This window comes from Legionella brunensis (assembly GCF_001467025.1).
GTDB classification, from domain to species: domain Bacteria; phylum Pseudomonadota; class Gammaproteobacteria; order Legionellales; family Legionellaceae; genus Tatlockia; species Tatlockia brunensis.
This window is the reverse complement of the sequence record NZ_LNXV01000004.1, coordinates 335,485-351,245: the sequence shown is the minus strand read 5'-3', so window position 1 is coordinate 351,245 and position 15,761 is coordinate 335,485. Positions and strand designations below refer to the sequence as shown.

Genomic DNA, 15,761 nt, shown 5'->3' with positions numbered 1-15,761 from the left:
AATACGGGATTTAGCCTACAGGATATTGGCTTATCGCAAGCAACACGCTGAACCTCTTCAAACACTAAAAGTCACTTCAATAATTGGCCTTAGTTTCTTTATTATTTATGTCGATAAAGAACATGAGTTTTATCTTCATGCTCATCATGAATACTAATTTTGCCATCCGTAGGTTTTACTTCCAGTAGCGTTTTCACCAGTTTGTGTATGGAGAAAGTTTGATTCGAATAGGCCTCAAAACGGAAAAAATGCCTTTCTTTTTTTAGAAAATGCTCTTTTTCATTTAAGACATAGAGGGCTAACTCCTTCTTTTGTCCAGGGCTTAAATATTGAATCTGTTGTTCTAGAAGATCAGTATAAGCATTTTTACGAGCCTTAAGCTCAAGATTTTTTGGTAACTGTTCTTGAAGCCATTGGTCGATTTGAGCAGCACTTTTACCTATAAAGGCAAACTCAGGCTTTTGCAAGGTCTCCTTGGATATACACTTAATCGCATCCGGGTTCTGTTGTACGGCAGCGGAAACAATTTTCGGATCTCTTTTGAGCTCTTCTGACGCATAGATTAGACCTAAACCATCCTTCGTTACCACCTCAAGCATAAAAACAAGATTCTTTGTCAAAATAGCATCAGCGTATTCAAGCGCATGAACATTTTTCTCTGCCGCCTTAAGCATAAACTCAGGATCTTTTGTCAGCTCCTTATCAGCGAATTGAAGCGCCTGGACATTTTCTTCCATCGCAGCGAGCATAAATTCACGCTGATTTTTCAACGTCTCGTGGGCGTGTTCTAGTGCATCGGCATCTATTTTTACGACCTTAAGCATAAACTCCGAATTTTTTTTCAGAGTTTCATCGGCATACTTAAATGCAGGGGGATTTTTTTCTAAGACCTTGAGCATAAACTCAGGATTTTTTGTCAATGTCTCATCAGCGTATTTAAGGGCATCAGTATATCTTGATGCCATATCAAGCATATAATTAGGGTTTTGTTTAAGCTCTTCAGAAGCATAATATAACGCTTTTATATTTCTTGCTGCCGCAAAAAATATAAATTGACGATCACTTCTCAAGACTTCGTCTGCGTATATAAGCGCATCGATATTCTCTTTTGCTGCTTCAAGCATAAACCCAGGATCTTTTTTAAGCACCTCATCTGCGTAATGTAGCGCTTTTACATTTAATGCGCATAGTTCTAGCATAAATTCAGAACGTTTTTTATACTCACTATCGACATAACCAAGAGCCAGAAAATTCTGTTTAAATGCGGTCAATAAAACTTCGCGATCATCTTTGAAGACACCTACATATTGAAATACAAGGCCATTCGACGCGACTGCAGCTAGGACTAAATCTCTATCAACAATTTCTTTACTGGCAAGAGGAAGAGCTAAACCATTCTTTTTTACCACTTTGGTCATAAACGTGTAATCATTTAAGAATTTTTCGTTAAAAAATCCAACTACTAAAATGCTATTATCTATTAAACTAAGGAGAAACTCAGGATCATTTTGGAGCGACGCAGAAGCGAAGGTAAGCGCAAAAGCATGCTGCTTGACTGCAACCCTGACCACGTCTGGGTCATTTTTAAGTTCATCTGATGCATCATAGAGTGCTAAGGCATTTTTTTCTAACTCAGCAATTACTTCAATTTTAGAAGAATCTTTAGTTATCACTGCATTTCTCGCTTGTAAATATATATATTGAAAGCATACTACAATTACGTTAAGGAAAAATTATTAAACTAACTGCCATAAATGTGAATAAATTAAAAACTTGTAAGGAATTTAGAGAACACAATAATTACCTGTTCTTTCTGATAATGGGTAGCCATGAACTACTCAAAATGGATAATTAGCCTGCTGAAATTTTGATATGAGATATTTCTTTTTAGCTAATTTGATTTAATAAAGCGGCTAAACGACACCCCGCAAGTGCGATACGTTTCTCAGCAGTGACTCTTACCATCTGCTGATATTTTTTTGACGGTTTTTCACCTGCTCGAATTTGATAAGCATTATGGATAGCCAGTTGATGAGATTCTTGCGCCCAAAGTTGTGGATCAAGAGTCATCTCTTGTAAGTGGCAAGGCCAGCGTTTTTCTATTGCATAAGCTCTCTTATCAAGTTGCGTTGAACTATAGTGCTTACCTGTGTTTAGTAAACCACCACCTTTATCCCAGTAAGCATGCAAGTTAGTAGCAACTGGATTAGCTTTTAAAGGGAAAAGATTTCCCCCTAGATCACCACGAGGATGCTTAATACTAAATTGATTGGCAGCATGAAGAGGCTGATGAATATCACCAACAACATGAAGCAATATCCGTAAAGTAAACCCCTTTTCAAAATCATTGACCAAATTATCTTGCATTAACTCTTTGGCAGATGTAATTGCAGACACGGCATTAATTTCATCTGCTTCAATTAATTCTGTGCCATCAAATGAAAAAGGAATATCAATATAATGTTTAGCGCCCAGCCAAAGGTTGTTCCGATAACGCAAACTATCGAGCCAAACCGCGGCATTAATTAGATTTTGTGGCCTGTAGACCTTATCCAGGGCATGGTTGTAGTGATTAAGTACCTGCTTTGTGTGCGGAGTAAGATGATGATAAGCGATTTGGGCCACTAAGCGATGACCCAAAGAATTCCAACTATAACCCTTGCTGACTACGCATAAACCCAAAATCAAGCTAGAGATCAAAAAATTTAGTTTTTTTGTCACTTATTCTCATCCTAAATAAGGGGACCAGGCTGGTTCCTGAACATCACCCTGTCTCGCTGGCAGACGTGTTTTAATACGTCCATCAATTGAAACCACACCTAGAACACCTTGCTCACCCGAGCGAGTTGCATAAAGAATTAGACGACCATTCGGTGCTACTGAAGGCGACTCATCCATTGGCGCAAATGTTAACTGTGTAACCCGACCACCATCATCTTGTACAGCAATGTTGAAACTCTTATTCTCGCGATGCAACATAACTATATTCTTTTGATCAGGAGTATAGGAAGCTCTAGCATTATAATTCCCTTCATAAGTAACCCGGCTAACACTGCCATCAGCAAGTGATAAACGATATACCTGAGGTGATCCACCCCTTCCTGAGGTGAAAAGTAAGGAGCGGCCATCAGGAGAATAACGTGGCTCTGTATCAATAGCATCACCAAAAGTGAGCTGTTTCATACTTCCACTACTTAAATCAACGCTGTAAATTTTCGGAGAACCACCTTTTGATAACACAACGGCTAACTGACGCCCATCAACAGACCAGGCTGGAGCACCATTAATACCGGTAAAATCCGTCACTAGACGTCGTCGGCCTGTTGCTACATCCACAGTAAATATTTGGGCTTTTTTCTTCTCAAAAGACACATAAGCAATTTGTCGTCCATCAGGAGACCATGCAGGTGACATGATAGGTTCTGTTGAAACAAGCAAACTCTGCGGATTGTATCCATCAACATCAGCTACCTCCAAGAAATACTTGGCATTCTCACCACTGCGCTGTACTAAAATATAGGCGATTCGGGTTGAGAAAATACCCCGCTCTCCGGTTAATTTTTGATACACTTCATCGCTAATATGGTGTGCCAATGGACGTACTTCATTAGCACTAATTTGGTAGCTTTTTGATAATAAGACTCGACCTTGGGCGACTGCATCAACAAGTTCATAGCTAACTTCATAGCGATTATAACCGACACGTCGAATATTTCCTGATAAAACACTATCTGCACCAGCCTGACGCCAGGTAGCCACTGAAGGCTGTCCATAGCTTGAGGGAGGGGCGATAATTTTGAATTGACCAGAAAAGTGCAAGTCATTATCTACAATCGCTGAAATTTGTTGGCCTACTGTTTCTGAACCAAAGGAATTAATTCCAATAGGTAAAGCAGAGCTAATCCCTTGAGTAAGTTCAAGATCGACTGCAAAAACTGCAGTAGAAAATAATAAAAAAAGTGGTGTTATTAGATGTTTAATTAACACAAGTTACCCCCTAACATTCTCTGGTCGTACAGTTAGACTGATATCACGAAATATATCGAAAGTCTCTGGATCAGTAGGCACTGGAAGCGGCGATGCTTTATAAATAGCGGTTTGTGCTGAGCGATCTAAAACAGGATCACCACTACTGCGAGTTAGCGTTACTTCCAATACCGCGCCATCCGGGGCTAAACGAATCCTAAATTGACTCGATAAACTATTATTTACGTTTTCAGGTAATATCCATTGACGGCCGATTGCATTAACAATCATTGCCTTATATTTATCAACTTCACCTGCCAAACGAGCTCTTTTAGCGGCATCATCAGCCGCTTGTTGCGCTGCAGCTTGGCGTCTTTTTTCTGCCAACTCGGCCTTAGCTTTTTCTGCGCGAGCCAACTCTGCCTTTTCTTTGTCTGCTTTTTCCTTCTCAAGGCGAGCTAATTTGTCTTGAGCTTTCTTTGCCTTATCTTTTTCCTCTTTAAGTTTTTCCTCTGCCTGCTTTTTTTTCAATTGCGCTAATTTCTCGGCCTCTTCCTGCTGCTTCTTCTGCAATTGCTGCTGTTTGGCTTTTAACTCTTCAAGCCGCTTAGCTTCCAGCTCTTTCTGCAAAGCTAATTGCTTTAATCGCTTTTGCTCTTCCTCTATCTGCTTTTTCCGAGCAATAGCTACTTTTTCAGCCTCATCTTTTAATTTAGCCAATCGTTGCTGCTCTTTAACACGAGCTTGACGCGCCATTTCGGCTTGGCGTGTTAATGCTTGTTGCCTTGCTTGTTCAGCCTTCAGTTGATTACTTCGCTCTTCTTTTAAACGATTTACCGTCTCCATGAGCTCTTGATTATCAATACTAACTGCTTTAACTACTTCTTTAGGTGGCTGCGTTGATTCTATTGGTAAAGCCTTGCTTGGCTCATTTCTAGCCATGGTCATTACAGGTCGCTGGCTGGTCGATTCGACCAGTAATAACAATGCTAAAAATATATGTAAGCCAATAGCCATATAAAAAGCTTTGCGATAACTCTGATCATTAATCATCCCTGATTCTCCTGCGACAAATCAGATGAATCAGTTAATAACCCTACTTGTTCAGCACCAGCCTGTTTTAATAGACTCATTGCCCCCACTACCTTACCGTATGCAACACCTTGATCTCCTTTTACTAACACATTGATAGGTTGATTATTTTGGCGCGCCAGCTCTAATTCAGCAGCAACACGAACCATTAATGCTTTAGGTTCTATTGGGTTGTCGGGAGCAGCATTAATGTTAAGAAAATAATCACCCTGTTGATTAACAGAAACTATAATTGGTTCGCGTTCAGTAGGCTTTAATGTCTGGCTTGCGGCTTTGGGCAAATCGACAGTGACACCTTGAGTTAGCATAGGTGCTGTAATCATGAAGATCACCAACAAAACCAGCATAACGTCGATATAAGGCACTACATTGATTTCAGCAATAGGATTTGATGCTGCTCTTGCTTTTTTTCTCAACATAACAATTATCCTCTTACAGGCACTGCTGTCTGCTGCTCAATAAGAGAGACTAATTCTTCCTGAAACAAGTCATAACGATCAAGCAAATTATTAGCACGCGTTGAATAACGATTGAATGCAATAACTGCCGGAATAGCTGTAAAGAGACCGAGAGCTGTCGCCACTAACGCTTCAGAAATGCCTGGAGCCACCATAGCAATCGTTGCTTGCTGCGCATGACCTAGAGCTTGGAAAGACGTCATGATCCCCCAAACAGTACCAAATAAACCCACATAAGGAGCAATAGAACCTACTGATGCAAAAAAAGGAAGATGCTGTTCAAGTAGGGTCGCTTCTTTGGCATGCTTAATTTGCATTGCCCGCTGAATTGGCTCAATAAGAATACCTCCAAGCTTACGCGAACGAACATACTCTTTAAAGCCTGCATGGAAAATGGCTGCTAATCCTTGTCTAGTATCTACATTGCTATCAACATCTGCATATAATTTACTCAAATCACTACTTGCCCAAAAGCGTCGCGTAAAGGCATCGCATTCTTCCTTTTTCAGCTTGAAATACCAAGCTCTTTGCAATATCAGAGTCCATGATATGATGGATGCACTAAGTAAAATTAACATTACCGTCTTAACAACCAGACCGGCTTGCATAAAATAACCCAATACACTGGCATGGCTACCCACGTTTTCCTCCAACTATATTTTATAACTTTAAAATAAATTTTCCGGTATGCGCTTAGGTTGCATGGAACAATCTACACATACTAGCTTAATAAAACCTTCGCATAACAACTGATTATCCTGATTATAAAGGCATTGTTCAAACACTACACTACAAGACTTTTTACTCCCTATTTTTGATACCACAGTCAAACTATCATCAAGCTTTGCAGGGAATAGGTAGCGCAGCTTTATGTCATTAATTGCAAAATGGCAATCATACGTTGCAAGTGTGGTTAAAGACAAGCCAGCATTACGAATCATTTCAGTTCTTGCACGCTCAAAAAAGCGCAGATAATTCGCATGGTAAACAATCCCCATGAGGTCAGTATCTTCCACATAAACTCTAATGTTGAAATGATGTAAATCAGTTAAACTCATTTGTTATTCCTGCTTAACGATTGGAATCCCAAAATGTTGATAGGCTAATTGAGAAGCAACTCGCCCACGGGGAGTTCGCATTAAGAATCCTTGCTGAATCAAATAAGGTTCAAGCACATCTTCTATAGTCCCTTTCTCCTCACCAATGGCTGCAGCAATACTATCTACCCCAACAGGGCCGCCAGAAAAGCGCTCAATCACTGCCAATATTAACTTTCTGTCCATCATATCAAAACCATGTTGATCGACATCAAGCATTTCCAGAGCCCGCTTTGCAATATCTAATGTAATAATACCTTCACCTTTAATTTCGGCATAATCTCTTACTCGGCGTAAAAGGCGGTTTGCAATTCTTGGTGTTCCTCGTGAGCGCATGGCTATTTCTCTAGCGCCTTCACTTTCAGTCTTAACGCCAAGTAATTTTGCTGAGCGTGATACAATATGGCACAAAGCGTCAATCGAATAAAACTCCAGGCGTTGTACAATCCCAAAGCGGTCTCGCAGGGGTGAAGTCAATAAACCAGCTCTTGTCGTTGCGCCAATAAGAGTAAAAGGAGGCAGCTCTAATTTAATTGAGCGGGCAGCAGGCCCCTCTCCTATCATGATATCTAATTTGTAATCTTCCATAGCCGGATAAAGAATTTCCTCAATAACCGGACTTAAGCGATGAATTTCATCGATGAATAACACATCATTTTCTTGCAAATTGGTTAAAATAGCAGCAATATCACCAGCGCGCTCAAGAACTGGTCCTGAAGTCTGTCTTAAATTAACAGACATTTCGTGAGCGATAATATTCGCTAAAGTTGTCTTTCCAAGACCTGGTGGACCAAAAATAAGCACATGGTCGAGCGCATCTCTACGATTCTTAGCCGCATCAATGAAAATTCGCATTTGAGAGCACACCGCATCCTGACCAATATATTCATCAAGACTCAAGGGTCGGATGGCACGATCAAACGCTTCTTCTGAAACCGCCGAATTGGCACTTATCAAACGATCACTTTCAAGCATAAAGGTCTGGGTTTTGCCATGATTTGTGCATTCTAACACAGCTTTTCTTTGCAAGCTTCATTTGATTTAACGTGGTAAGAACCTCAGAAAATCTGATTTAGGAGCGAACCGAAACTTAAGAATCAAAATTTATTCGTTCTTTCAACAAATGGCGAACACGATGAATGCGAGAACGTACTGTATTTAAAGGACAGTGCAAATGTTTAGCTATGGCTTTATAACTCAATCCTTTAGTTACATACAAATGAAAACAGCGCTGTAGCTCTTCTGGCATGTTTAATAAAATTGCATTAATCTGCTGCCCAAGTTGCAGACCAAACACATAGGATTCGGGTGAGTAATTACTAGTTTCGATTGTAGCAAGGCAAATACTTTCCTGAAACTCCATCTTTATTGCTCTAAAATGGTTTATTATTGTATTTTGTGTGATTCTATATAACCAAGTAGTAAAACTTGAATGCTGTTTAAACGATGGCAAGTAGCGAAAAACTTTTAGGCAAACTTCTTGCGCTAAATCATTGACCATTGAAAAATCATCAACTTGAGAATGAATTTGCAGAAAAATCTTTGTGCGATATCTAATAATTAAGTGATTAACGGCGAAAGAATCTCCTGTGAGTGCCAGCTTAATTAGTTGACTATCCGTTAAGTTCTTACAATCCATAAGTTTCTCAATCAGATACCCTACTTCTTATGTCGACACACTTACCGATTGCTTTAATTTTGATCAAAATTTTCATGTATTTTCAAATCCCTGAAAGTACTATTTGAGATTTGATCTGCGAATATAACAAAAACTTTTCGCTTATTTGCTTTCCGTAATTCTAAAAGAAAAAATAAGCCTGTATTAATAACAATTCGCACCTTTTCATAATGTAAGGGTGTAGATGCATTACGTTCGTACAATTGCCATTCTTTATTGTGATAAGTTAACTTTAAATATTTAGCATAAGGGATTGGATTATAGAAAATACGTATCAGCTGAAAAACTAATGGGATAGTCAACAAAAGTTTTAACCATACTTGCCATGTACTATGGAATAATAAAAGAAAAGCAGAGCTGTAAATTAACGTTGCAACACGTAAAAAATTAAACGATTTACCGAAACTTATCGTGTAGTTTGATGAACTCAACAATATCGACTAAATCCTTATCAGTGGGCTGCTCATACCCCATTAACCAACTATAAAGTTCAGGATCGATGCAACCTAATAACTTATCAAAGGCATCTAGCTGTTCTTCCGTCAGAACATTTAAATGACTCTCAGCAAAACGTGTTAGAATCAAGTCTAATTCAAGCATGCCTCGTCTACAGTGCCACATGAGTTTGGCTTTTCTTGAAATATCAATCATTACGTTACCTAATTGTCAGCCGAGGCGATGTTACACTAAACTTCACAACTATCGCAAACTATAAGATATTAAAATGACTTCTAATAATTATTTAATTAACCATCGACCCTATACTTATACTTTATCTTTGTCTAGTGAGTTTATCTTTCAGAATGATAAAAACTACCTCTTCGAATTAGCTAATCTTGGGATTTTGTCTATCGTAGGTGAAGGTGCACAAGAATTTTTGCAAGGACAACTCACCTGTGACCTACGTCAAGTAACCATTAACAGCATGCGTCAAGGTGCTCAATGCAATTTAAAAGGGCGAATCCTGACATTGCTAGATGTCATATATTGGCATCACTTCCAACTCATTTTGCCTAGCGATTTATTTTCGGAAACGCAAAACTCGCTTACCAAAACCGCTATGCTTTCCAGAGTCAAGATAGAGCCCAATCATTCTTGTCAAATTTTTGGTTTTTATTTGAATAATCCTCGAGATATTCTACCCTTCGATATAGAACTCCCTGCAGAGCAGTTTTCTGTAAAACAAACGGAAGAGTTTGTAAGTTATTGTCTTGGAGATAATCTCTATATTCTTGTTGCTAAGAAAGAAAAAGCAGAAGCGCTTGTAAATCCATTCCGACAAACTGCTCAATATCGGGGTTCTTTAGCTTGGCATTATTTACAGCTTAGCAATAAACAACTACAGATCTATCCAGAAACAAGAGGCTTGTTCTTACCCCACCGCCTGGATCTACATTTATCAAATCATATAAGTTTTGAGAAGGGTTGCTACAAGGGACAAGAAATCATTGCACGAACTCATTATAAAGCAAAACTTAAGCATGGTTTGCGCTTATTTACTATTGAATCTAAAGAACCCTTATTTGCAGGTAAGAAATTGTTCGACTTATCAGGAAAAAAAGAAGTGGGCGAACTGATAGATTTCTGTCCGCTTGGAAATGATCATTCTTTAATCGCAGTCAGTATTCTTTTAGAATACCCTCCTCAAATTCGCATTGAAGACCAATTGAATGATTTATCTTTAGTGACTGCCTAGAGAGTATAAGTAACTCCTTATAAGGAGTTACTTCATTGTACTAAGGGAGCATGCGGCGCAAAACCTCATCTTTATCATAAAAATGGTGTTTTAGCGCACCAGAAATATGCAGAGTAGCTAACACGATAAGAATCCACGCAATCACTGAATGAACATCAGCCATGAAATGAGCCAAGGGCTCATTGGGTTCTATACCGGGTATTGGCAAAAGGAACAAGCCAAAAAATGACGGTATCCTATTAGCAGCAACAGACATTATCCAACCGCTCAAAGGCATTAAAATTAAGAAAATATAAAAACTGTACTGCACGAGACGAGAAAATAATTTTTCCCACAATGGAACTGACTCAGGCAAAGGTAATCTTCCTTTGAAAGCTACCATAATAGTGCGAAAAATCATAAGAAATAAAATTGTAAGCCCCACTGACTTATGAATCAGATAAGCAATAGGCTGATATTGTTCTGGTATATCATCAAGAAAAAAGCCTACGCACAACATGATAATAACCAACAAGGCAACCAACCAATGAACAAATTTAAAACCTTTTGAGTACTCCTTAGCAAAATTTTTTGTCATCGAAAGTCCTTCACTCCAGTATAGTCGAAACAGCATTGTACCGCTGCCGCAAATACAATCAAGCTTATTGAAGTAACAACGAGTTGAAAAAATTTGAAAAGCAAAATTACCTAATTTGCATTCGTTTAGAACCGGCAAAAATTACAAATCAAATCCTGCAAAATAAGCCGCAGGATTTGATTAAGGCATATCAGGCGACTTCCGCTGATGACATCTGTACAGTTGTTTGAGTTAAGTCAAGCAACTCTCTTATAGCTACAAAGAACATAGTATAGTTAAGTGTACTGCTCGAACGTAAATCAGACAGCACATGACGCCATCGTTCAATGAGGCCGATATGATTTTCAGACCAAACGCCTAAGCATTTCATAAAATTTTTCTCTTTATCTGAAAGATTAATAATACCGGCAGTTAACTGTCTTTGTTGCCAATCCAGATCATCACGCAAAGCTTCCCTAGACAAAGATTCCCAATGATTCTCGGTAGTATGAGAGATGACTTGTGTACGAATCCAATTCAACTCTAAAAACTCTCCAATACCAAAATAAACTTCTGCAATCTTTGAAACGCTAATTTCTGTTTGATGACTGACTTCTATCACATCCAGAGCTGAGAATAGTGCCCTGGTAAGCGTTAGCTCATGGGCAAGACCACCAGGTATCCCTAACTCTATATACTCATTGAAATGCCTATCGTATTGAACACGATTACCTTCCCCAAGGATATTGGGGAATGCTTTTTTAAACTCATGCACTCCAGGGCCATAATACTTCACAGCCTTACTAATATTTAAACGCATCCGTTGACTACGCAAAAACCATCGAGTAACGCGTCTAAGTAAGCGCACGTATAGCATCATTAATTCGTTTTGCTTTTCTGCGGTAATGGTAGTACCTAAAGCGGCAATCTCAGCCCAGATTGTTTCAAGATTAAGGACACTTCTTGCAATCATATAAGCACGTACAATAGCAGAAACAGGTGCTCCAGTTTCATCATGCAAACGATAGACAAAAGTGAAACCCATTTCGTTGACAATAAGATTACTTAAACGAGTTGCAATAATTTCACGTTTTAACGGATGAGTTTGCATCTGCTTACTAAAACGCTCTTGTAGTTGTTTGGGAAAACAACTAATTAAGGTGTCTTTCAAATAAGGATCTTCTGGGACATTAGAAGCCAGGATTTGTTCTTTTAAGATTGTTTTTGTATAACAAAGTAAAACAGCAATTCCTGGACGAGTTAACCCCCTACCTGTTAACTTGCCTTCCATCAACGCTTTTTCAGTAGGTAAGAACTCCAAATCTCTATCTAATTTACCAGTGCGCTCCAATTCATTGATATAACGGCTATGAAGTTCAACTGATCCACCAGCCTGCATCGCAGTTAAACTGATAGCTCGAGGTTGAGCAAAATTATCTCTTAAGACCAATGTAGAAACTTCATTTGTCATTTCACTTAATAGCTCATTGCGTTGCTTTTCAGTTAAATCACCTGCAGCAACGATACCATCAAGAAGAATTTTGATGTTAACTTCTTTATCCGAACAGTTAACACCAGCAGAGTTATCGATAAAATCAGTGTAGATGAGGCCACCATTGATGGCATATTCGACACGTGCCAATTGAGTTAGACCAAGATTACCACCTTCTCCAACAACTTTGCAGCGTAGCTGCTTGGCATTAATGCGAATTGTATCATTTGTTCTATCACCAACATCAGCATGACTCTCTGTTTGCGCCTTCACAAAGGTTCCTATTCCGGCACTCCACAACAAATCTACTTTCGCCCTTAAAAGAACGCGAATTAATTCATTGGGCTCAATGGCGGCCTGTTTAATTCCAAATACTTCCTTCATTTCCTTGGTAACCGTGATGGATTTCGCACTACGATTAAATACACCACCGCCCTTAGAAATTAATTTCTTATCATAATCTGTCCAACTTGAACGTGGCAGGTTGAATAAGCGCTCACGCTCTTTAAAGCTCGCTTCAGGGGAAGGATCCGGATCTACAAAAATATGAACATGATTAAATGCTCCTAGCAATTTAATATGTCTAGACAACAACATGCCGTTACCAAAAACGTCTCCGGCCATATCACCAATACCAACCACAGTAAAATCACTTGTTTGAATGTCGCGGTCCATTTCATAGAAATGACGTTTTACAGACTCCCAAGCTCCTTTTGCTGTAATACCCATTTTTTTATGGTCATAACCAACCGAGCCTCCTGAAGCAAATGCGTCTCCGAGCCAAAAGCCATACTCAAGCGAAATTTCATTGGCAATATCGGAGAAAGTAGCCGTCCCCTTATCGGCAGCAACAACCAGATAAGGATCATCGTCATCATAACAAACAACATGAGATGGTTTGACTACCGCACCTTGGCTATAGTTATCAGTAATATCGAGCAACCCGCGTATAAAAAGCCTGTAACAGCGAATTCCTTCAGCGAGGATTTCCTCTCTCGTACCATTAACAGGCATGTGTTTAGGGACAAATCCACCTTTGGCTCCGCTGGGAACAATTACAGCATTTTTAACTTGTTGCGCTTTCATTAAGCCTAATATTTCTGTTCGGAAATCCTCGCGGCGATCTGACCAGCGCAAGCCTCCCCGTGCAACACGGCCCCCACGCAAATGGACACCTTCAAATTTTGGTGAATAGACAAAAATTTCAAACATGGGGTAAGGCTTAGGCACACCAGGGATTTCTTTACTATTCAATTTAATAGAAATATAGCTTTTATAATTCCCCTTCTTATCAGTTTGATAATAATTGGTTCGCAATGTTGAGCGGATTGTCTGAACGTATTGTCTAATGATCTTGTCTTCATCAAGATTAGCGACATCATCCAGTGCTGTAAAAATTTCATTAGCGATGCGGTTGCAATCTTCTTCTTTGTGCCCTTTGATATCCGGATTAAAACGTGCTTCAAATAACTGTACTAATTTTTCAGCGATATGTGCATTATTGTTTAAAGCAGACTCGATATATTCCTGACTGAAAGTAAAACCAATTTGCTTAAAATATTTCGCATAGGTTCTTAAAACAGCCACTTGACGCCAATCTATTTCTGCGCCCAATATTAGCTGATTAAACCCATCATTTTCTGCTTCGCCAAACCAGACAGCTGCAAAAGCATTCTGAAACAGATCTTTAATATCATCAATTTCAAATTGGGTTCCCCGCGTGTATTGAAGGGCAAAGTCATTAATCCAGGTTTCTTTCCCATCTTCAAACTTTAATAGATAAGGCCTTTCGCTAATTGCTCGCATGCCTAATCTTTCAATAATTGGTAGAACGTCCGATAAAGGTATAGTATTGTCATGTTGATAAATTTTTAAACGAAAACTTTCCGTCTTCTCATCCATCAATTTATAAAAATTCATTACTAATGGATTTTTATCAGAGAGTGTTTCTATGTGCTTTATATCATAAACAGCTGTTCTTGGTGAAAAATTCGATGTGTAAGCAATAGGAAACGCGTTCTTGTAGCGAGCGTACAATTGATTTGCACTTTCTTCGCCAAAAGCTTCGAAGAGAAAATGTTGCAAATCATCTGTCCAAGTTCGCCCTACTTCAATTAACCGCTGTTCAATCTCTTTAAAATCCCATTGAGTGGTGTCTTGAGGATTGGTTCGTATCATGAAGTGAATACGGGCCAATACGGACTCAGAAAACCAGGTGGAGAAACTAATTTCATGAGAGTTAAAACTTTCAGCAAGTATTTTTTGCATCGCTTGCCGTAATTCTGTATTAAAGCGCTCTTTTGGCACATATACCAGGCAGGAAATAAAACGACGATAAACATCAGCACGTGCAAACATCCGGATACGTCGACGCTCTTGCATATAATATATGCCCATTGCAATTTCTAGCAATTCGTCTTCTGACGCCTGGATTAAATCATCACGTGGCAGAGTTTCAAGTATATTAAGCAGCACTTTACCTGCATGACCACGAGGACTTACATTTGAATTCTTCATAATTTGCGCAACCTTATGGCGCAAAAAAGGAATATGTTTAGGATTCGTGTTATAGGCTGCGGAAGTGTATAAACCAATGATACGACGCTCACCAATAACATGTCCTTTTTTATCAAAACGCTTGATGCCAATATAGTCGGTATAGGCACGTCTATGCACCGTCGCTTCTGTGTTCGTTTTAGACATTACCAAAATACGAGAGGATAAGGTGTGCTCCCTGGCTTCTGGTGTCATTGCCGAAATACTACGTGCACTTGATTTACTCATGCTTTGCTGCAGAACACCTAACCCTGTTTCTGGTAAGGGCTGCAAAATAGTTTCCTGACCTTTTTGAATCAACTCATAATCGCGTACACCTAAAAAGGTAAAATGATGATCTTCTATCCAATTTAAAAACGCTTTTGTTTCTTCAGCTTCATCCGGATCAAGCACAGAGGTGACTTCGTCGAGCTCCGCAATTGCTTCACGAACCTTTTTACGCATGGGAATCCAATCTTTCACAACAACTCGATTATCTTCTAGCACACGCTCAAAATTGCTATGTAAATCCTCAAGAATAGAAGGGTCGGTTTGTCTATCAATTTCAATAAAAATGGCAGCTTCAGTGGATACGCCTTCAATATCGTCATCATCCTCTTTTTTCCGAGGGAAAATAGCAGTAACTTGATGCTTTTTATCTCTTTGTAATCGCAATCCCCCCATATGCATAATGAGATGAGAGACTAATCCAAGACGATTAATTACCATACGCAATGAATCCACCAAGAATGGCATATCATCAGTAATGATTTCTACAACAGTATGCGTTGTTTGCCATCCATGACGCTCGAAATCAGGATTATAAATGCGGATTTTTGTTTCATCAGGAGCACGCTGTTGAATAAGAGACCAAAAATTAACTGCAGCACCATAGAGGTCTTCAATATCCGACTCTTTTAAATCTTCGAGTGCTACCGTGCCATAAAATTGGCGAACAAATTCGGAGCAAAAAGAAGCTTGATCTTCTTCCATTTTTTCCAGTAATCGCTCAACTACAGCATCGACAATTAAATCTTTACCCTCTTCAAATTTATAAGACATTCATTCACCTCATTTAGGCATGAAAATAAAAAATTGCCGCGAATTATATACTTCTATTAGACAACTTACACGCCAGTGTTACATTTATTTAATCAAACAATCATTTTTTAGAGCTTATCATTGCGAATT

At 39.1% G+C, this 15,761-nt stretch carries 14 protein-coding genes; 1 reads left to right on the top strand and 13 read right to left on the bottom strand.

From position 1 onward, the window contains the following. Positions 1-101: 101 nt before the first annotated feature. From Lbru_RS03205 to Lbru_RS03155, 11 genes are all read right to left on the bottom strand, one after another. Positions 102-1,673 carry a DUF4116 domain-containing protein gene (locus Lbru_RS03205; protein WP_058440731.1) on the bottom strand — a complete coding sequence of 524 codons (1,572 nt, stop codon included), beginning with the start codon at positions 1,671-1,673 and terminating at the stop codon, positions 102-104. 214 nt (positions 1,674-1,887) lie between these two features. After that, entirely contained in the window at positions 1,888-2,721 is an 834-nt protein-coding gene (locus tag Lbru_RS03200) for a S1/P1 nuclease (protein WP_058440730.1), read from the bottom strand. Between the two features lie 6 nt (positions 2,722-2,727). Further along, complete coding sequence (gene tolB / locus Lbru_RS03195; RefSeq protein WP_420795302.1) at positions 2,728-3,981, bottom strand: Tol-Pal system beta propeller repeat protein TolB; 1,254 nt, start codon at positions 3,979-3,981, stop codon at positions 2,728-2,730. A 9-nt stretch (positions 3,982-3,990) separates the two neighbouring features. Beyond that, complete coding sequence (tolA, locus tag Lbru_RS03190) at positions 3,991-5,019, bottom strand: cell envelope integrity protein TolA (protein ID WP_058440728.1); 1,029 nt, start codon at positions 5,017-5,019, stop codon at positions 3,991-3,993. Further along, a complete protein-coding gene (gene tolR / locus Lbru_RS03185) occupies positions 5,016-5,477 on the bottom strand; it encodes a protein TolR (protein WP_058440727.1) in 462 nt (153 codons plus the stop codon). The genes tolA and tolR overlap by 4 nt, the downstream gene beginning before the upstream one ends. A 5-nt stretch (positions 5,478-5,482) precedes the next feature. Beyond that, the gene (gene tolQ, locus Lbru_RS03180) at positions 5,483-6,157 is read right to left on the bottom strand and encodes a protein TolQ (RefSeq protein WP_058440726.1); all 675 of its coding nucleotides are present in this window, start codon (positions 6,155-6,157) and stop codon (positions 5,483-5,485) included. 27 nt (positions 6,158-6,184) lie between these two features. Further along, positions 6,185-6,574, bottom strand: coding sequence for a YbgC/FadM family acyl-CoA thioesterase (locus Lbru_RS03175; protein ID WP_058440725.1), 390 nt, complete (start codon positions 6,572-6,574; stop codon positions 6,185-6,187). A 3-nt stretch (positions 6,575-6,577) separates the two neighbouring features. Then, positions 6,578-7,588: a Holliday junction branch migration DNA helicase RuvB gene (gene ruvB, locus Lbru_RS03170; RefSeq protein WP_058440866.1), complete on the bottom strand. Its 1,011-nt coding sequence runs from the start codon at positions 7,586-7,588 to the stop codon at positions 6,578-6,580. Between the two features lie 115 nt (positions 7,589-7,703). Further along, a complete protein-coding gene (locus tag Lbru_RS03165; protein ID WP_058440724.1) occupies positions 7,704-8,252 on the bottom strand; it encodes an RNA polymerase sigma factor in 549 nt (182 codons plus the stop codon). Positions 8,253-8,305: 53 nt separating this feature from the next. Further along, complete coding sequence (locus Lbru_RS17985; RefSeq protein ID WP_420795301.1) at positions 8,306-8,722, bottom strand: protein YgfX; 417 nt, start codon at positions 8,720-8,722, stop codon at positions 8,306-8,308. Further along, entirely contained in the window at positions 8,688-8,939 is a 252-nt protein-coding gene (locus Lbru_RS03155) for an FAD assembly factor SdhE (protein ID WP_193786909.1), read from the bottom strand. Before Lbru_RS03155 ends, Lbru_RS17985 begins: the two co-directional genes overlap by 35 nt. A gap of 76 nt (positions 8,940-9,015) precedes the next feature. On the opposite strand from Lbru_RS03155, the gene ygfZ reads away from it, so the two are divergent. Further along, complete coding sequence (gene ygfZ, locus Lbru_RS03150; RefSeq protein WP_058440721.1) at positions 9,016-9,987, top strand: CAF17-like 4Fe-4S cluster assembly/insertion protein YgfZ; 972 nt, start codon at positions 9,016-9,018, stop codon at positions 9,985-9,987. A 40-nt stretch (positions 9,988-10,027) separates the two neighbouring features. On the opposite strand, the gene Lbru_RS03145 is transcribed toward ygfZ, so the two are convergent. Continuing rightward, positions 10,028-10,564: a cytochrome b gene (locus Lbru_RS03145; protein WP_058440720.1), complete on the bottom strand. Its 537-nt coding sequence runs from the start codon at positions 10,562-10,564 to the stop codon at positions 10,028-10,030. A gap of 190 nt (positions 10,565-10,754) precedes the next feature. Then, complete coding sequence (locus Lbru_RS03140; RefSeq protein ID WP_058440719.1) at positions 10,755-15,632, bottom strand: NAD-glutamate dehydrogenase; 4,878 nt, start codon at positions 15,630-15,632, stop codon at positions 10,755-10,757. Positions 15,633-15,761 lie beyond the last annotated feature (129 nt).

Coding starts and splice junctions, on each gene's coding strand:
- tolA (WP_058440728.1), bottom strand. CDS start 5,019: ATGATTAATGATCAGAGTTATCGCAAAGCTTTTTATATGGCTATTGGC.
- tolR (WP_058440727.1), bottom strand. CDS start 5,477: ATGTTGAGAAAAAAAGCAAGAGCAGCATCAAATCCTATTGCTGAAATC.
- Lbru_RS03175 (WP_058440725.1), bottom strand. CDS start 6,574: ATGAGTTTAACTGATTTACATCATTTCAACATTAGAGTTTATGTGGAA.
- ruvB (WP_058440866.1), bottom strand. CDS start 7,588: ATGCTTGAAAGTGATCGTTTGATAAGTGCCAATTCGGCGGTTTCAGAA.
- Lbru_RS03165 (WP_058440724.1), bottom strand. CDS start 8,252: ATGGATTGTAAGAACTTAACGGATAGTCAACTAATTAAGCTGGCACTC.
- ygfZ (WP_058440721.1), top strand. CDS start 9,016: ATGACTTCTAATAATTATTTAATTAACCATCGACCCTATACTTATACT.
- Lbru_RS03145 (WP_058440720.1), bottom strand. CDS start 10,564: ATGACAAAAAATTTTGCTAAGGAGTACTCAAAAGGTTTTAAATTTGTT.
- Lbru_RS03140 (WP_058440719.1), bottom strand. CDS start 15,632: ATGTCTTATAAATTTGAAGAGGGTAAAGATTTAATTGTCGATGCTGTA.